This window comes from Cupriavidus basilensis (assembly GCF_029335485.1).
GTDB lineage: Bacteria > Pseudomonadota > Gammaproteobacteria > Burkholderiales > Burkholderiaceae > Cupriavidus > Cupriavidus basilensis_E.
In genome coordinates this window covers 44,503-63,924 of sequence record NZ_JARJLM010000464.1, presented here as the reverse complement: position 1 = coordinate 63,924, position 19,422 = coordinate 44,503, and the positions used below count along the sequence as shown (strand labels likewise).

The window sequence follows — 19,422 nt, the reverse complement described above, 5'->3', positions numbered from 1 at the left end:
GGACGCAGGACATCGTCCAATTCATGTATCAGGAGCATGAGGTCCGTACGCTGATCGACAGAGACGGGCAGTCTGCCGCACTGGACGTGTGCACGGTATCTTGGATACGCGAATCCATATACAGCCATAGCGAACCACTGTGACGAGGAGGAGGGGGCTCCTCAGAAAGGAGGTCCCCACAGCAAGCGGTGTACGGGGGCCTTGTTGCATAATCGAGTTTGAAGACAAAGGTCCCGCTCTGATCTTGAATTCATGCGATACGGACGGAATGAGGGCGGGCGAGCGCCGTCACGCAATTGAGCACGCCCACGCGGATTGCCACCTCGGTCGCCCGGGAGCCGACCTTGCGCGCCCATAGGCAATTGCCCGTAAGCGTCTTGAGGCGGTACAGCAAGGTCTCAACGAGCGAGCGCCAGTGATAGCTGCTGGACTTCTTCTATTCGCGCCTGCTGCTTTTTGCAATGGCGCCAATGGCCTCGTTGCGCCATGCCGCACCGAACGTGCTCTCCGGCCATGGGAGCGTTTGCCGACGCGCAGTTGAAGATCCAGAAACTCGAAGCATTGACGAACAAGCTGATGCCGCCGGTCAATGCGATCAAGGCGAATCCCTGGCAACCGCGCAAGGTCTTCAACATGCTTACCCCTAGAGGGGCTTGTCGGTGTCTCTAGTAGAGACACCTATCCTTGGGCGCCATCGCCGCGCATATCTGGCCGGCCTTCGCGTCCATCGCCAGATGCATCTTGCGTCAGGTGCGCAGCGTCGATAGCCGTGCTTGCGTACCCTCCACTCGCCCTCGCCGAATACCTTCAGGCCCGTGCTGTCGATGACCAGATGCAGTGACTCACCGGGTGCGCTGCACGGGCAACACCGCTTCCAATCCCTGCGCGCGGCGACTCAGTGTTGTGTCATTCGGCACTGGCAAGTCGGCGAAGGCGAGCCGGAGAGTGCTGTGGGAAAAGCCCTGAAGGGCGCGCATCGGCAGGCGAAACACCTGCTTGAATCCGAGGAGCATCTGAATCGCCGCGTCCGAGTAAGCGCGCGGCCGGCCACGCTTTGGCGATCCTGTCTCGGGCGACGCTTGCAGTACGCCTTCTTCGATCCACATCGTCACGTCACCTCTCGCGATCAAGGCCGCGTTGCACTTTGCCCAGTTCCTGACGCGGTAGATCTGCACGTTCATGCCCTCCATATTGAGGAGCACCGCAACCTCCGCCTCCAGCCCGTTGAGCCGGAGCGTGCTGCTGCCGCTTATCACAAACAACGGCGCCCGCGTGGGCCAGTTATTGTTGAGAAAATCACTCAACCTTGCACCGCCATTCATGTGCGGTTTTACATCGTCGCTAACAGCAGGGGGGCTCACGCAAGTTTCGTTGATGGCAGCACCGCGCCGGCGCTGCAGGCCAGCCGGGGGCAGGCGCCAGAGGTTGCCCAGCGTGTGGCATGCCGCCCAGACCTCCGCAGCCAATTGTCAGAATTTGAGGCGCGGCCCTAAACTTTTCCCCAAATCTCCTGAGAACTTGCATTGAAGGGGGGCTTTCCCCGTATGGACTATTGCAAGTTATTTGGAGATCACATGGTCGCGATCGTAACGGGCAACGGATTGGGCTTGCAGACGGGGTCTGGGTATGTGCTGGGCTCGCGGGGGCAAATCGGGGATGCCGGCCTTGGACGGGGCGGAGAACGCGTCTATGTGAATGCGACTACCGGCAATCTCTATATCCAGCACCTGGACCAGTTCCTGGTGGGACGCGGCCCGGACATTGGGCTGACGCGGACGTACAACAGTCAGGGGCAGCTGAGCGACGGTACGGGGCCCAGTTGGCGACCGGGCCAGTACCGCTACGTGAGTCTCCTCTTTGGCACGATTGGCGCGGCCGGCAGCACGGTCAGGCGTGTGGACTGGGACGGCTCCGAGGCAGTGTTCACGTGGGATGCTGCTCGCAGTAAATACGTCAGCACAGACGGCGCGGGTGCTTACGACTTGCTCGCCTACGATGGAGCGAGCAAGCAATGGACGTGGACAGACGGCGACACTGGCTTGGTAGAGCGGTACGACGGCAACAACGGCGGTCGGATCGTCAGCCAAGCCGACGTCAGCAGCAATACGGTCGGCTATAGCTACGACGCCGCGGGCAACCTGGTGCGGGTGCAGAGCGCAAGCGGCGAGAGTGTCTACCTGGACTACACCGGCAATCTGCTGACTCAGGTGCGCAGCGAGTACAAGGACAGCGCGGGCACCCTGGTGGCGCGTCCCACGGTACGGTACAGCTACGACACCTCGAGCCGGCTGTCGCGGATGGGCATCGATCTCACGCCAGAAGACGGCGTGGTCACCGACGGCAAGGAATACTGGACCAGCTACACCTACAACGGCAGCAGCCAGCGGATCGCCTCCATCACGCAGAGCGACGGCAGCAAGCTCGAGTTCACCTACGTCGCCAGCGGCAACACATATCGCATTAGCACCCTCAAGCAGACGATGGACGGCGTGGCGCGGACCACCTCGCTCAGCTACGACAGTGCCACGCAGACCACGATTACCGACGCGCTGGGCCAAAAGACGGTGCTCGGCTACGACGCGCGCGGTCGGCTGATCCAGATCAAGACCCCGGCCGTCGGCGGTGTGATCCAGACCGTCACGTACGGCTACGACAACGCGGACAACCTCATCAGCATACAAAGCCAGGCTGGAAGTGAGCCGGCACAGACCATCACGTACCAGTACGACGGCAACGGCAATTTGATCCTGCAGCGCGATGACGCAGGCAATACCGTCATGCGCACCTACGACGCCGGCAATCGGGTGCTGACCGAAACCACCTACGTTGTGCCTGACCCGGACGGCGCCGGGGCGCAGCAGCCCTCGCAAGCCCTCACCACACGCTACATCTACGACAGCAAGGAACGGCTGCGTTTCACAGTCAGCGCCGAAGGGCGGGTCAACGAACTAAAGTACGATGTCTACGGCCAAGTGGTCAATACCACCAGCTATAACGCCGGATTTTACGCGGTGGCGGGACTGGCAGCCACCACCACCCTGAGCGAATCACAGCTGCAGACCTGGACGGACACGCAGCCCAAGGAGCAACGCGGGGTTATTGACAATACCTACGACTTCCGCGGCGGTATCACCAGTACCACCAAGTACGGCGCACTGTATGCATCCGGTAGCGGCTACGGCGCCAGCGGGTTCGAAGTCGACCGGATCAACTACTGGTACAACCAGGAAGGGCGGCTCATCAAGCGCAACGCCTACTTCACAGACGGCACCAAGGGCGAGGTCTTCACCTACGATGGACTGGGGCGCATGGCCAGTGCCACTGACATGCTGGGCGCCGTCACGCTCTACCAGTACGACGACGCCAACCGCAAAACCACCGTGACGCTCGCCAACGGTCTGGTGCGCGTCTCTATCTACAGCCAGGCCGGCGAACTGCTCGCAGTGACCGAGAGCGGGGCCGGCGTCAGCGCGGCCACGCGCAAGACCTACTACGACAGCCTAGGGCGCATCCGCATGACCGAAGATGAAACCGGCGTGCGTGTCCACACCCTATACGACGAAGCTGGACGGCAGATTGCCACGGTGGACGGCAACGGCACGCTGGTCGAACGCGTCTACGATGGCCTGGGGCGGCAGATCCGCACCATCACCTACGCCGCCACGCTCACCGCTGCGCAACTCGCCAGCCTGGTCGATGCCGCGGGCAAGCCCAAACTGCTCTCCGGCACGGCCATGCTGACGCTGGAGAACGCCAGCATCCGTCCGACCCGGGATACCACGAAGGACCGCGCCGATTACCGCTTCTATGACAGCGCCAACCGGCTCATCAAGAGCGTGAGCAGCGCCGGCGCCGTTACCGATTACAGTTACGATGGTCTGTCGCGGCTGGTGGGAACCACCGCACGCGCGAAGCCGGTGGATCCGGCCACCCTGGCCATAACCCCGACGCTGACCAACGCCACCGTCACGGCCGATGCGGCCGACCGCACGCAGCGCAGCTTCTACGACGGCGACGGCAAGCTCACCGGGCTGCTCGACGCTGAAGGCTATCTTACCGAATACCGCTACGACGCTGCCGGCAACCGCACACAGACCATCCGCTACAGCACCCGCACGGATACAACCAAGCGGGTCACCGGCACGCTGATCGAGTTGCGCCCGAACAATGCCTCAAGCGACATTCGCCAGTACGCATGGTACGACATGCGCGGCAACGTGATCGCCGAAGTCGATGGCGAAGGGTATCTGACCACCTACTTGTACGACATCCGAGGCAACGTCGCCCGCAAGCTCGAAGGCTCCAGGCTTGATCCGGCCACGCTCACCTCCCCGCAAGCCGTGCCAGTCACCTTCCAGGCCAAGGGCACCGTGGCCGGTGGCGTCTGGCCGGCGGTGGAAGTGTGGGTCGACGGCGTCAAGGCCGGCAGCGTCACCGTCAACAGCACCGACTTCGCTACCTACACGGTCAATGTTGCCAATATCGTACCGGTCGGACCGCATCGGATCAGTCTGGTTTACACCAACGATGCCACAATCGGCACCGAAGATCGCAACCTGTGGGTCAGGAACGGCAAGTTCGGTACGCGCACCTTTGTGGACGGCCCCGAGATCCAGTACTTCGACGCCGGCGTCGGCAATGCTGCCTTCGACGGGCAGAGCCTCACCTACACCCCTAGCCCGATCCCGGCGGAGAAACAATTTTCCGCCAGCGGGGCCATCACCTGGACCCTTAGCACGCAGTGGACGGCCATGGCGTTCGCCACGCCCGGCGCCAATCCGCGGCGCACCGATTACAGCTACGACTACAACAATCGCCTGAACAAGGAGACCCGCTACCTGGCCAGCGGCACTGAATCCACCGACTACGCCTATGATACGGTCGGCAACCGGATCTCGGTCAAGGACGTCAGCCGGCAGCTCCAGTATCGCTACGACGCCCGCGGGCGGATGACGCAGGAACTAAATGGGGAAGGCAGCGTCGCACTGGCCGCGCTCGGCGCCAGCCCCACTCAGGCGCAGATCGACGCCGTTTGGGCGACCTGGGCCACACAATACGCCTACGACGCTGCTGGGCGGCGCATCTCCAGTACCGCGCCGGACGGTCGTAAGACCTTCTACTACTACAACAATGACAGCCAGCTCACCTATGTCGCCACCTCCGCCGGCGAAGTGGTGCAATACGGCTACAGTGCCTTTGGCGAACGCGAATCGACCACCGTCTTCGCCGCTCGCGTCACAGACCAGACCGTACTCGCTGCACTCGTTGGCGGCCTGGAGACCACCGCCTTCACCAGCAAGGTGATACGCAACGCCAGCGCCGACATCGTCACCTCCGTCACCTATGACCAGGCCGGCCGCGTCAAGACTAGCACCGACGGCCGCAAGTCAGTCGCCACCAACACCTACACCGCCTTCGGAGAACTCGATACCCGGCTCACGCCGATCGCTAATGGGGTCACCGCGCTCCTGAGCAACACCTACGATCGCCGCGGCTTGCTTGTAAGCAGCATCCAGGACAAGGGGGGGCTCAACTTCATCGGCAGCACTGCCTACGACGCCTTTGGCCGCATCACGCAGACCACTGACGCCAGCGGCGCCATCCGAAGCCAGAGCTACGACAGGGCCGGCCGCATCGTCACCGTCACCGACGCGTTGGGCGACGTGGCCCGCATAAGCTATGACGCGTTCGGCAACGTCCTCACCCGCACCGATCGTACTGGCAAGACGACAACCTATGCCTACTCCGCCCTTGAGCGGCAGGTGACCATGACTACGCCCGAAGGCCTGGTTACGGTCACCCGGCGCAACGCCTGGGGGCAGACCATCGACGTGGTCGACCCGCGTGGCAACAAGACCGAATATAGCTACGACGCCAACGGCCAGTTGCTCGGCACCAAAACCGCCTCGGGCACACTGAACCTGACCAGCGGCAGCCGATACGACACTGCCGGACGGATAGCGGAGACCACCGACGCTAACGGCAACAAGGCCACCTACCAGTACGATGCCGCCGGCCGGGTATTGACCCGTACCGTGGATCCGGGCGGTTTGGCGCTCAAGACCACCTACGAATACGACACCAGCGGACGAACGATTCGGGTGATGGATGCTAACCAGGTGGTGACCGAAACGCAGTACGACGAGAACGGCCAGAAGGTGCTGGTGACGGTGGACAAGGGTGTCGGCACGCTGGAACTGAAGACCAAGTTCGAATACGACGCGGCAGGCAACACGCTGAAGGTGACCGAAGGGTTCGGCACGGTCGAAGCGAAGATAACGCAATACGTCTACGACAAGGCGAACCGTCGCACGCTCATGCAGGTGGACCCTGCCGGGCTGAACCTGAAGACGGCATACGCGTACGACAAGGCGGGCAACGTGGCGTCGATGACCGATGCGAACGGGAATCAGACGCGCTACTTCTACAATGCGGAGAGCCGGCTCATCTACACGGTGGACGGGTTGGGCAATACCATCCGCCGCGACTACGACGACGAAGGGCGGCTAGCGGGGACCTTGGCGTACGCACGGCAGATCGCGCTCACGGGGCTGACGGATGCAACGCCGCGCACGGAGATCGAGGCACGTACGGCACCGCTGGCGGCGGATGCGGGCAACCGACTGACACGGTACGCGTACGACGGCAACGGGCGGCTGCGCTACACGGTCGATCCCGGAAACTACGTGACCGAGCAGCGCTATGATGCGGCCGGTAATGTGACGCAGGTCGTGCGATATGCCAGGCCGATCAGTGCGCCCACTGTGGGCAGCATCGACAGCAGGACGATTACGCTGACCGGCAGTTCCGATCGTCTGGGCGGCGCCCAGCCAAGCCCGATCGATACGAACAAGACCTACATCATCAGGGCGCGGCTACGGCAGGTGACTGGAGAAGGCAGCATTTACATTGGCGTCGGCACCCGGGATGCCAACGGCAAGGAGATTGTCAATAGCACGGGTGCCAGTTTCTCGTACACCGCTGCCAGCAATGTGAGACTCACCGCATCCATGGGTTGGCAGACCTTCGAGGCGCAAATCACGGGCGAATATACGCCAGCGGCCGGCGTGTACGATGCCAAGAAGTTCTTTGCTGGCTCGAAGAGCGCTGCCCCGCTGCTGCTTTACAACTACTACAACAATGGGGGTGAGGACAGCAGTCGGACAGTGGAAGTGGACTATCTGGAGCTAGTGGATGCCGCAACCGGTCAGGTGCTGAACGCCAACAGCAACATGGCGGACGGTACCGCGTCATGGACAGACTACCGGAACGCACCGATCAAGGCCAATGCTGCGGACGCTGTACTGACGGTCGCCCAACTTCAGTCTTTGTTGCACGCTGATGGTACGCAGGATGCAACCGAGCGCAGGGTCTACGACGCAGCCAACCGGGTTTCATACAGTGTCGATGCGAAGGGCTACGTCACTAACTACACCTACGATGGCAACGGCAACGTCATCAAGACGATTCGCTATGCCAAGGCTGTCAGTGTGCCGGCGGACGATACCCGGCAGGGCAAGACGATTGCGCTGAGTGGCAACACCGACCGGCTAGTCGGGGCCCAACCCGCCCCAATCGATACAAGCAAGACCTACATCGTCCGGGCGCGGGTAAGGCAAGTTACCGGCGAAGGCAGTATCTACATTGGTGTCAGCACTCGGGATGCTAGCGGCAAGGAAATTGTCAATAGCGCGGGTGGCAACTTTTCCTATGCCGCCGCGAGCAATGTGCGACTCACGCCATCGATGGGTTGGCAGACCTTCGAGGCAAGAATTACTGGTGAATACACGCCAGCGGCCGGCGTGTACGACGCCAAGAAATTCTTCGCCGGCTCGCAGAGCGCTGTTCCGCTGCTGCTCTACAACTACGGCAGCAATGGAGGTGCGGACAGCAGCCGGACGGTGGAAGTGGACTATCTGGAACTGGTGGATGCCGCGAACGGCCAGGTACTCAACGCCAACGGCAACATGGAAGGCGGCGCCACGTCCTGGACAGACATCCAGAATGTACCGATCAAGGCCAATGCCGCCGATACGGAGCTGACCGCAGCGGCGCTGCAGGGGCTGTTGCACGTCGACGCCGCCAATGATGTGGTCGAGCGCAATCTCTACGACAAGGCCAGCCGCAAGGTGTTCAGCGTGGACGGCATGAGCTACGTTACGCAGATTACCTACGATGGCGTGGGTCGGCAGAGCAAGGTCATCCGTTACGCCACGACGACGACGGTGACCGACAGCACCACCACCGCAGCGCTGCAGACTACGCTGCCTGCGGCCATGCCGCCGGCAACTGCCGCCGTGACCGAGACTCGCTACGACCGCGCCGGCCGCGTCTTCGAGACGGTCGATGCGGGGGCAATCGTTACCCGCCATATGCTCGATGCGCTGGGTCAGGCTACGCAGGTCATCCGGGCTTATGGCACCACCGACCAGACCACGACTGCACGAGCCTACGACAAGGTCGGCCGCCTACTGAGCGAGACGCGCGCGTACGGCACGGCGGCGGCCGCCACTACCCTGTACCGGTATCGCTTCGAAGCCACTGGCGTAGTCAAGGAAACCATCGATCCGCGCGGCGCCGAACTGGTCACGAGTGATTCGGATTGGGCCAAGGCCGTGCGTAGCGACATCCTGAAGAAAGAAACCACGGTCGCCACATTGACTGCCGCCGACAAGGAGACGTTGCTCAAGGCTTTTGCGACGATCACCAGCTACGACAAGATCGGGCGGGTAAGCAGTGTCAAGGACCCGCTGGGCGGCGAGACGCTGACCGAGTACGACGCCTTTGGCAATGCGGTCAAGGTAACGGATCCGCGTCGCAATGTTGGGCTCTTCTACTTCGACGCGCTCAACCGCAACATCGTGCAAGTGGACCCGGAAGGGTACGTGACGCAGACTGAGTACAACGCCACGGGCAAGCCGGTAATGGTGAGGCGATTTGCCAGCAAGATCAACGGTACCGTGACCACCAACGTATTGCCGGAAGTCCTCGCGAAGGCCCCGGATTCTCCCGCTGGGCGGGTCTACGTGCTAGGCAATGATGCCCTGGACGCGAAAACCGCTTTCCAGTACGACAAGTTGGGTCGACTGACGTTGACGACCGATGCAGAAGGCGGCACCGAGGCGATTACCTACGACGCCTTCAGCAACAAGGCGACTTTCAAGAACAAGCTGGAAGGGGTGACAGCCTATCAGTACGACAAGCGTGGGCTGCTGATCCGGGAAACGCTTCCGGTGAAGTCGAAGAATCAGGCCAATGTCTTGATCGATGTGGTGAACGCGTACGAGTATGATGCACGCGGCAACCGGATCAAGACCATCGAGGCGCTTGGCCTAGGCGAGCAGCGCATTACGCAGTTCACGTACAACCTGCTGGACCAATTGACGCAGACGCAAAAAGAGGCGATGCGTACATTTGCGCTGGACGTGGGCTGGAAGGACAACGTCATTCCGACGGAAACCCGCCAGTACGACAAGCGGGGCAACCTGACGGTGGTCACGGCGGCGAATGGTGGCGTCACGCGCATGTACTACGATGCGGCGAATCGCAAGGCGGCCGAACTCAATCCAGCCGGAACGCTGACGCAGTTCACCTACGACAAGACAGGCAATGCAATCACGACACGCACGTACGCGGAAGTGTACGGGGAGTCGATCTTGGGCGTGGCCCCCATCCCATCTTCGATAGCGAAGTTCAGGGAGGTGAAATACAAGTTCGACGCGAACAGCAGAATGATTGAGTCGCGCATATCGGGGACCGTTAGCGTGTGGCGAGACAACTTGACCGGCAGCCTAGGCGTGGGGACGGGAGACATTGTCCGTCAATGGACATACGATTTGGGTGGTCTGAAGATAAGGGAAGTCGATCCGAATCGTGGCGAGATCTATACCTTCTACGACAAATTGGGACGTCAGGTCCTGGGAGTCGATCAAGAAGGTTACGCAATTGCCTGGGCGAGGGACACCAATGGAAACGTCTTGCAGGAAACGAAGTACGCAAGACGCCGAGATGCGTCAATTCAAATCGGACCAGAAACGAAGCCGCAAGATCTCAAGCTGGAATCCGATCCTATCAATGATCGCGTGACCGTCTACACCTATGACCGGAACGGAAAGGTCAGCTCCGAATCGAAGTTGAACGTGCGTTACACCACTGCACAGCCGGGTCTGGCGGGCACAGAAATCACCGGTACGGTTAAGGTGGAATTTGGTTATGACAAGGCCGGGAATCTGACTCAAAAAACGGATGCACTGGGTAAAAAGACAGATCTCCAGTACGACATGCTCGGCCGCCAGATCAGGCAGCAGTTGCCGCAGATGGTCGATGTGCGTGGCTTTGCTGTGCGATCGAAGACGGACTACGAGTACGACGGCCTGGGCAATACCATCCGGATCATTCGCCGCGGAGAGAACGATGCTGCGGAAGGGGACGATCAGATTCAACGCTTCGTGTATGGCGCGAACGGGTTGGTGGCGAGCGAGTTCGACGCGCTCAATCGCGAGCGCAAGTACGGCCACGACGCGTCGGGCAACACCACCTATGTGGAATATACGAGGCTGGATGCGGACGGCGCGGCGCGGATCGAAGCCACACAATTGAAATACGACACGAACAATAGGGAAGTCGCGAGGGTCAACGCCTGGCGATTGACGGAAGCGACGCCGTGGACGTACGGCGACAGGCAGGAGATCCGTTACAACCAGTTTAGCGAAATGATCGGCCGAAAGACCGGCGCGGGTGGCCCCAGTGGGACTTGGCAGACGACGTACGAGTATGACGACGTAGGGAGGGTGTGGCGTACCAATGCGGACCAGGGCGTCTACCGCATGTTCATGTACGACGCGAGCGGCAATGCAACGGTCAAGATGGAGTCGCAGGCGAACGATTTGTCCACGATGACGCTCGATACGGTCAAGGCCGAGCTCGGCAATCCAACCGGACCGTCCCTCTTCCAGGTGACGGTGACGCTCTTTGACAAGCGCAATCAGGTTATTGACGTCATCCAGCCGGATTTTACGAAGTCGGACCGGGTGCCAGGCGGGGTGACCTATACGAACCTGAATATCGCGGCGGGTGAGCGGTATGGGCGGGCGAGCGTCGTGCGAGGGGCGGCCGTCAATGAGCCAGTACCGCTGCCCTCGTTGGAGAGCAATGCCAAGGCCCCTGCCATCACCGGGAACCTGGTCATGACGGGGCAGATGACCGGGACGGTTCGGGGCGGGCAGCAGTTGATTGTGAATCTCCCCGAACTGGCGCGCGTGTATGGTAACTACGATATCTACGTTGAGGTGGACGATGAAGGCTCGATGTTTTCGGCGCTGCCGTTCCCGCAGTCGCGCCCGTTCAAACGTCAGAGCATTCCGGGGTACGCTTACGATAGGCCGCGTCAGGCGGTGGTTAATCTGCCGGCCGTCGCCGAAGGAAATCTGTCTGGCTTCTATCGCTATACCGCACGTGTGTATCTGCAAAGCGGGGGGCAGAGGACGCTGCTTGGGAACTGGAGTCGATCCTGGGTGGGTTCGACATTGAGCAATCCCGATGGTCCAGAATATGATGCGGCGATCCGCTCGGTAGAGCAGCAGACGCTCTCCGAAGGGGCGAACCGGCTGATGCTGTCGGACGCCGGACTGTCCGCGCAGAACTCGGAGTTGCGTCTGTACGCGCGGACCTCCTCCAATGCGGTGTTCCAGGATATGTCTAATCTGTTGCGCACCGAGCGCGGCACGATCGTTGCGGGGCTGGATGGCTTGTCTGGCGAGTACGAGTTCCTCTTCGTGGCGGTGAGCAAGAGTTCCGGCGAGTTGCAGCGCTTCACCCGTTTCAATGCGACTGTGGCGCGCGCCGACGGGGAGGTCAGGATCGCGTGGCGTTTCGGCGACGACAGTGCGAGCCTGACGGCCAATGGTGCTTTCGTGTGGGTCGGGGGTGGTATCGACATCTATCGCCTGGGGTTGTCGAGTGATGCGAGCGCGAAGGTTAAGGTGAGCTACAAGCTGACCGGATCGTCTGGTGCTTGGCAGTCGAAGTGGTTGACATCGGCCAGCGCTAAGGATGCTTGGCGCTGGGACCTGCAGGGGTTGTCGGGGAACTACGACGTATTGATCGAGCACTTCGATGCGCAGGACCGGCAACTTGCAGCACTCACGGGAACGCTGTCGACAGGCAATCGCACGCTCGAATTGAAGGATCCGGTGACAGATCCAACGACGGTGATCTTCAAGAGCCTGCCGCGTGGGAAGCTGAAGGTAACCTATCGGCCCTTGACGCAGATTGGTGTCGCGCCAAGAACGATTGAGATCGACGCGCAAGGCGATGGGCGATATCTGTGGAACGTCGTAGCGAGTGGTGTCCCGTGGGGGCATCTCTACGCTCTCGAGTACGAGGTCGTGGACACGAGCGGACAGGTGCTGATGCGAGGCATGGATCATGTGAACCTGGAGTTTGGGGACATCGATTGGAGTCGCTTTCCGTGGACGGATGGAGTGGAGATTGGTGACTACTGGGTCAAATTTACAAACGTTCCGCCGGAATCGCCTAAAAAGGCGGACCGGATGCAAGTGACCGTGACCTTGCCGACTTACACTCCATCGTTCAGAACAGTCACGATTCTGGCGGATGCCGCAGGTATTCTCAAATGGCACATAGATGACCTACAGATTTTTGAAACTAGACTTGATTTCTTCCAACTGGACTTCAAGTTCTACAAGGATGGGGTGCTCTTGGAGGAGTTGGAGGGTTCATACGCTCGCCGAGCAGGTGACGATTTCAACGTTATACGGCTACGTACCTACCTCATTCCGCCGAGGACCCTCATCCGTGAGCAGTACGGCCGCTTTGATGTGATGTTCAATCCAGCTGCACCCGCTGCGAAGCGCATGGAATTGCGCTATCGGCTGAATGGAAAGTATGTGGAGGATTTTGCAGCGGCATCGTTGACGGCAGACGCGCAGGGAAAATTCAAGTTCGACGGCATGATGCTGCGCGATGGGGAATATGAGTTTTACTACGACCTGTTCGATGCTGGTGGAAAGAACCTCGGCCGTCATACTGGATACTTCGTACGCAATGAGGATCCTCAGTCGGTGTCATATAACCGTGATATCCAATGGGTAATCAGTATTCCGGCAAACGGTGGCGCCATTCATCGCCGCCAGGAGCGCAACGCCTTCGGGGATGTCATCTCCGAGATGGATGGTCGTGGCTCGCCTGGCGATGGCGGGGCGTACACCACCTCAATGGTCTATAACACTCTGGGCAAGCTGATCGACCGGATCGGGCCCGAGTCGTCCATCTACCCGAGCAATGACACTCCGGTACGGCTTAGGCCAACCACGCACTATGGCTACGACGCCAACGGCAACCTGACTTTGGTCAAAGATGCCAACGGCAACTCAAACTGGCAGGACTGGGAATACGGTTTGGAGAAGGCCGCGGTGCGCTCCGAACTGCATGCCGATGGCGGCGGGCGAACGAACCTGTACGATATCCTGGGAAACCGGAGTGCGACGACTGATGTCGTTGACAGGAATGCGGCAGGGGTCGTGACGGTCGCGCGCCGTACTGATTACGTTTATGACCTGATGGGGCAATTAAAGCAGGTCCTGCGGCCGGTAGACCCGAACAAGGGCTATGCGCGCAGCATAGACGGATATGAGTACGACATCCTGGGCAACCGGATTGCCGTAACGAATGCCCTGAATTTCCGTACGCGGACGTACTACGATGTCGATGGGCGAGTAGTACGTACCGTGTCAGCGGATGGTTTGGCGACGAACATCTCGTATACCTATGACAGTGTTATCGGCACGGTGGGTGCTCGCAGCATCGGAGGCTGGCGCCGGACAACCCAGATCGAGAATGAGACCCGCAAACTGGTAGACGATCTCGACATCTACGGGAGGACGGTGAAGCATATCGATCTGGGCGGCCATGCGTTCACCTATCAGTTCAACAACGCGGGGCTGATCAAGAGCCAGACCGGGTCATCCGGACAGAACATCCTGTACGAGTATTTCGCCAATGGCATGGTCCGTTCGATCGAGGACAAGGCGACAGGTCTGCTGAGCCTATTTCAGTACGACAGGAATGGTAACCGGATCTTCGAAGGCGTGAAGTCAACGTTCAATGGCTATGCCTTCCAGCAATCGAATACCGAATACGATGCGCTCAACCGCATCACGAAGATCACCGATCCGCGCTACACGATCGAATACTGGTACGACGCCGTCGGCAATCGCCGGCGCATGCTGAGCCAGTACTATGACGGGACGGGAATTCGGCAGGAGCGTCAAGAGTACTGGTACAAGTACGATGCGATGAACCGGTTTACGGTGACGATGGGGCAGTTGGTCAACAAGGAGATTGTCCAGGGGGCTTCCGGCGATGGCGTGGCGCTGACCTACAACAAGCTCGGCGAGCGCACTAGTTCGCTCAAGGCCGACAAAGGACGAGCCGAAATTTATGGATACGATGTCAACGGCTCCCTAACGACGGTGCATACCAGCGGAAAGCTCACCAGCCAACGGGAGAATGATGCGGCCGGCCGGGTCACGACCTATACCGAGTGGGATGAGAACAGTCCGGCCTCCGTGACCCGCAAGCTGATTCGGACCTGGAGCAAGGACAACCTGCTGATGCAGGAGCATGACAGCAAAAATGACCGAGGGACGAACTATGCCTACAACCGGGATGGCGCCATTCGCTCGGCACAGACTTATGACAACGTACCCGCCAAGCCCGGGGAATCGAAAACAACCACGCTGACGGAGTACAGCTATGATTACTGGGATACGGCCAAGCAGAGTCGTATCATGGTAACCGCGAGCAATCCGAACGCTCCGGGGTGGAAACCTGGCTTGTCGGATTTTACTTATGATGTCAATGGTCGCCTGAAGACCACGGTGGACGCCAATTCCGACACCGACAAGCGGCGGAGCTTTACTTATCAGGTGGATGCGGACGGGCAGATCCTACAGCGCGATGAGTTGCTGGGCGGGACGGTCGATCCGGCTACGCGCCAACTGATCGGCGCACGCTCGAACCGCTGGCATTCGTATTACTTCTTCGACGGCAAGCGCGTGGGCAACATCGGCAACGATGGGCTCGAGCGGGTGGACTATGCGCTGGAACTGGCGCGGCGCGAGCAGACAGAGGTCAAATCGGACGACAGGTACAGGCGCTTCACTCCGGTCAAGGCAGCGGACTTCGACGAGAACTACCAGCCCATCAACAGCACCTATCCTGGGGCCGTGAGCGGAACCCATACGGTGCGATCTGGCGAGACGCTTGGCAGCATCGCATCGACACTCTGGGGCGATGCCTCGCTCTGGTACGTTCTGGCCGAAGCCAATGGCTATCTGTCGCCCGACGTGGCGTTGCCAGCCGGCATGATGCTGGTGGTCCCGAACAAGGTCACCAACATCCACAACAATGCGTCGACCTTCAAGGTATATGACGCCGGCAAGGCGATTGGCGATACCAGCCCGACCTTGCCGGACCCTCCGCCTCCGCCGCCTCTCCCGCCCGCAGCCAAGGGAGGTGGCGGGTGCGGCGGAATCGGCATGGTCATAGCGATTGTGGTCGCAGTTGTCGCAACGATCGTGACAGCTGGGGCCGCTGCGACTGCAATGGGTGCCACCAGCGGCATTTGGTCGGCGGGGATCGCGGCGGTGACGGGGAATATAGCGGTGCTGGGCACCGCCGTCGGGTGGGCAGGCGCGATCGGATCGGCCGCCATTGGCGGCGCGATTGGCTCGATTGCAAGCCAGGGTGTGATGATGGCGGCCGGCTTGCAGGATAAGTTCAGTTGGAAGGGCGTGGCGCTGGGGGCGGTCGGAGCGGGCGTGGCGTCAGGGCTTGGGGTAAGCGGACTTGCGAGCTCGCTCAAGGATCTGGGCAACGCTGGCGGAGCGATCGCCACGGGAGCGATCCGCTCAACTGTGACGCAGGGCATCGGAGTGGTGACGGGGCTGCAGCGCAGCTTCGACTGGCAAGGCGTGGCGGCATCGGCAGTGGCGGCCGGCGTGGGCTACGGCGTGCAACAGGCCGTGGGGTCGCAGTTGTTCGACAACTGGTCAGGCAAGACAGCACAGGCGTTGATGGCGGCCAACCCAGGAAAGGCGTTCGGGATAGATGCGTTTTCCGGACTTGCAGCGGGCACGGCCAGCGCGGCGGTGCGGGGCAATCTGAATGGGAACATTGGCAACATCGCCATAGACGCGATCAGTTCGAGCGTCGGCAATCGGATTGCCGAAATGCTGGCTCAGCGATCCTCTTACACTGTTGGCAATGCGCTGGGGGCCAGCGTTGCGGGAAGCAATTCGAGCAGCAGCGGCAGGACCAGCCAGGACCAAGCGCTCGCGCAGGCCCAGGGCAGCGCGATGAACTTCGGCAGCGTCTATGGCAATGCCGATGGACCGAGCTACCTGAGCAGTACGCCCACGACCGGGATGTTCGACGGGCTGACCATTGCCTCAGACACGCGGTTCTCCACTTTGGGCAGCGGCATCGCCGGCGGTGCCTCGGGCTCAGAAGCGGGTGGCCGGCAAAGGGAAAATGAGCTGGCCCGATTGCGGCTGGAAGCGGGCTATGACCGGGCCGAGCTTCAGGGCCGTAGCCGTGCCGAGTTCCAAGTTGGCCCCGTTTTGAACGTGGAAATCAATGGGGTCGGTATTGGCGGCGCTGATCCGGTGAGAAGTGATTTGGAGGTTGCACCGGGCTTCTTTGCACAACGCTATGGGATGGCGACGACTATGATGACGGACCCATCCCTCTCGTTGGGTCAGCGCGCAGGCGCACTTGGCCTAGCGACGGCGGTAGCGCCGTTGATGATTGGCGAAGAGGCTGTGCGCGGTATGCTCAACATTCCGGCGCACCTTAGCGAGGGTGTTCAATATCTGGACCGAGCCGCGAAGGCCCAGACGGTGGGGGACTCTTTCCGTAACGCCGACATGGCAGCCGGTCGCTTCCTGGAGGCTGGGCTGAACACGGTTGGCTTGGGGTCATTGGCCAAGGCTGGTGCCGCGCAGCTTGCGGGGCCGCTTGCAGAGTTTGCGTCTCGCGCGAGTACGATAAACTTCGTAGGTTCATCGGGGGGCTTTTCCGGTTTGCGTACGCAGGCCGGTTCGGTTAATCCCGCAGCGTTCGTCGGTGAAGTCGATACGATTGCCTCGAGCAGCAAAACGATTACCGCGACGCGACTTGGCAATAGGAGGTTGCCAGATGGCGACATGCCGTGGGTTTCGTACCAGAAGCACGTGACAGGGAGGAGTTACGAGGAGCTTTGGCAAGTCAACCAGGAACGGGTGGCTCTCGATGGGCGTAGGGCGGGGTATACAATTGAAGCAAAATGGACCGGCCGAAACGATGCCGCTTGGGACGCGTCGCCCTATAATCCAAGTCATCGATATTACAATGAAGGAAAAATCGTTGATCAAGCGACTAGGCAAATTGAGTTGAATGCTGCCACGAGTGGAAATGGTGTGCGCTTTGCCGTATCGAATGAGGCAGCCCAACAGCGCTTTACAACATTGTTCCAACAGCATTTTCCGACCCAAATGGGGGACGGAACCTTGCGGGTGTGGCACGTTCCCGGAAATGGAATGAGGTGATACGCATGAGAAGCATCAAGGCACTAGCGGAAAAATTGTCACAGATTGACTGGCAGTGGGACCAGTTGTGGTGGGAGCACGTTGCCCAAGATTTGGCCTTAAGGAAGAAAGAGGCGATCGCAGGAAGATTAACGTATGCCGATACGGATGGTGAGCTTTGGGATGTGTATTTGAAAGGTGGAGAAATTATCTTTGTGGAGATAAATTTCGATGTCTTTGACGATATAGAATCTTTGTCAGATTCTGATTATGAGGACAAGATTGATGAATATTTTAAGAAATTTGAGGTCTGTGTTGATGATCTAGCCCCGGTTCTTGGAAAGCCAAAATTTGCTGACGGAGCTGCGGCCAGAGGCTTTCCTGAAGACCAAGAAGCGAACTGGCTCGCATTATGGGAGGGAAAGAATAGTCGACTGATGTTGCAGCAAAAACATGAATCTCGAGACTTTCCGCTCCGCTTGTGCATCGTTGTTGCGCCGATCGCGCTGTAAGGCGTTAATGGGATGGACGCCCCTACCCGTCACGGCATTGGTATGTCAAGGTGGGAGCGCATAGCAAACCCTATGTACCGAGCAGGAGTGTCCACCATGAAGACTGCGACGATTGGAATCGACTTGGAAGGGACTCGCCTTATCTGGAGGCGGTGTCCGGTCAAAGGCTAAACCCTAGTGGATCGTAACGTTTAAATGGGAAATATCATTATGCTCACGGAGGGCATGATGAAACTGACCGATAGGGAGCGCGTGGATCTTGAGAAACGGGCCAGAGCAAGGACGGCTCGCGCAGATTCCTCGCGTCGGGCACGACTGGTCTTGCTGCTGGTAGATGGTGTCACCTGGGCCGAGATTCGGGCTGAGCTGCGACTGCAGTGACAGCTACATTGATCGTTGGCGCAAGCGCTCTAACGCGGAGCGATTGGCTGGCTTGTTCACTCGCCATGCCGGGCGTGAGCGCTATAAGGTGACCGACTGTGTCGAGGCCCGTGTGTTGACACGGACCATCAAACACAAGCCCGCCGGCGGTTCGACACACTGGTCCTCGCGAAAACTGGCCGCCGAACTGGGCGACATCTCGCGCATGACTGTCGCGCGCATTTGGGCCAAGCACGGCATCAAACCGCATCGACTTGAGGGCTATCTCGCTTCCAACGATTCGAACTTCGAAGCCAAGGCGGCTGACGTAGGCCGTGTTCTGCGTCGACGAGAACGCCGCGATTCAGGCGTTGGATCGCAAAGATCCAGTGTTGCCGCTGTCGCCGGGCAGGGCTGAGCGTCATGGCTTCGAATACTTCCGGCACGGCACGTTGCCGCTGTATACGGCGTTCAACACGAGGACGGGCGAAGTGCTTGGCAAGACGAGACGGCAGTGCGGCACACTTCGGCAGATTTCGTCGCCTTCCTGCCTGACATCGTGGCCAATCAACCCCACGGCAAAGAGATACACGTCATCGCCGATAACCTCTCTACCCACAAGATCAAGCAGGTCGATGCTTTTCTGGTCGAACACAGCAACGTGCATATACATTTCACTCCAACGTACTCGTCCTGGCTAAATCAGGTGCTGCGTTTCGCCAAGATCGAGCGTGATGTCATTGCCCGCGGTGTCTTCACCTCGGTGACAGATCTCAAGCGCAAGCTCATGCGCTATATCCGCCACTACAACAAACAGCCGAAACCTGTGAAATGGAAATGCTTCGATTTTTTTTCGGCGAGTTACTTCCAATTCAAACGTTACGGCCCACTAGTCGCTTGTTCTTGGCGTAGATCTGCACGTGCGGGTCTGCCGAGCCACGGCACGCCCTTGAAGGGTTCAG

General features: G+C 59.9%; 2 protein-coding genes and 2 pseudogenes. 3 read left to right on the top strand and 1 reads right to left on the bottom strand.

Going from position 1 to position 19,422, the window contains the following annotated elements; genetic code table 11:
- Nucleotides 1-250 precede the first annotated feature (250 nt).
- Nucleotides 251-1,190 (bottom strand): annotated as a pseudogene (locus P3W85_RS28430) (IS5 family transposase).
- A gap of 384 nt (nt 1,191-1,574) precedes the next feature.
- On the opposite strand from P3W85_RS28430, the gene P3W85_RS28425 reads away from it, so the two are divergent.
- The 3 genes and pseudogenes from P3W85_RS28425 to P3W85_RS28415 all read left to right on the top strand — a co-directional run bounded on the left by P3W85_RS28425 (nt 1,575) and on the right by P3W85_RS28415 (nt 19,353).
- Entirely contained in the window at nt 1,575-17,609 is a 16,035-nt protein-coding gene (locus P3W85_RS28425) for a carbohydrate-binding domain-containing protein (RefSeq protein ID WP_276267203.1), read from the top strand.
- 5 nt (nt 17,610-17,614) lie between these two features.
- Nucleotides 17,615-18,100 (top strand): hypothetical protein, encoded by a 486-nt coding sequence (locus P3W85_RS28420; RefSeq protein WP_276267202.1) that lies wholly within the window; start codon nt 17,615-17,617, stop codon nt 18,098-18,100.
- Nucleotides 18,101-18,328: 228 nt separating this feature from the next.
- Nucleotides 18,329-19,353, top strand: a pseudogene (locus P3W85_RS28415) (IS630 family transposase).
- Nucleotides 19,354-19,422 lie beyond the last annotated feature (69 nt).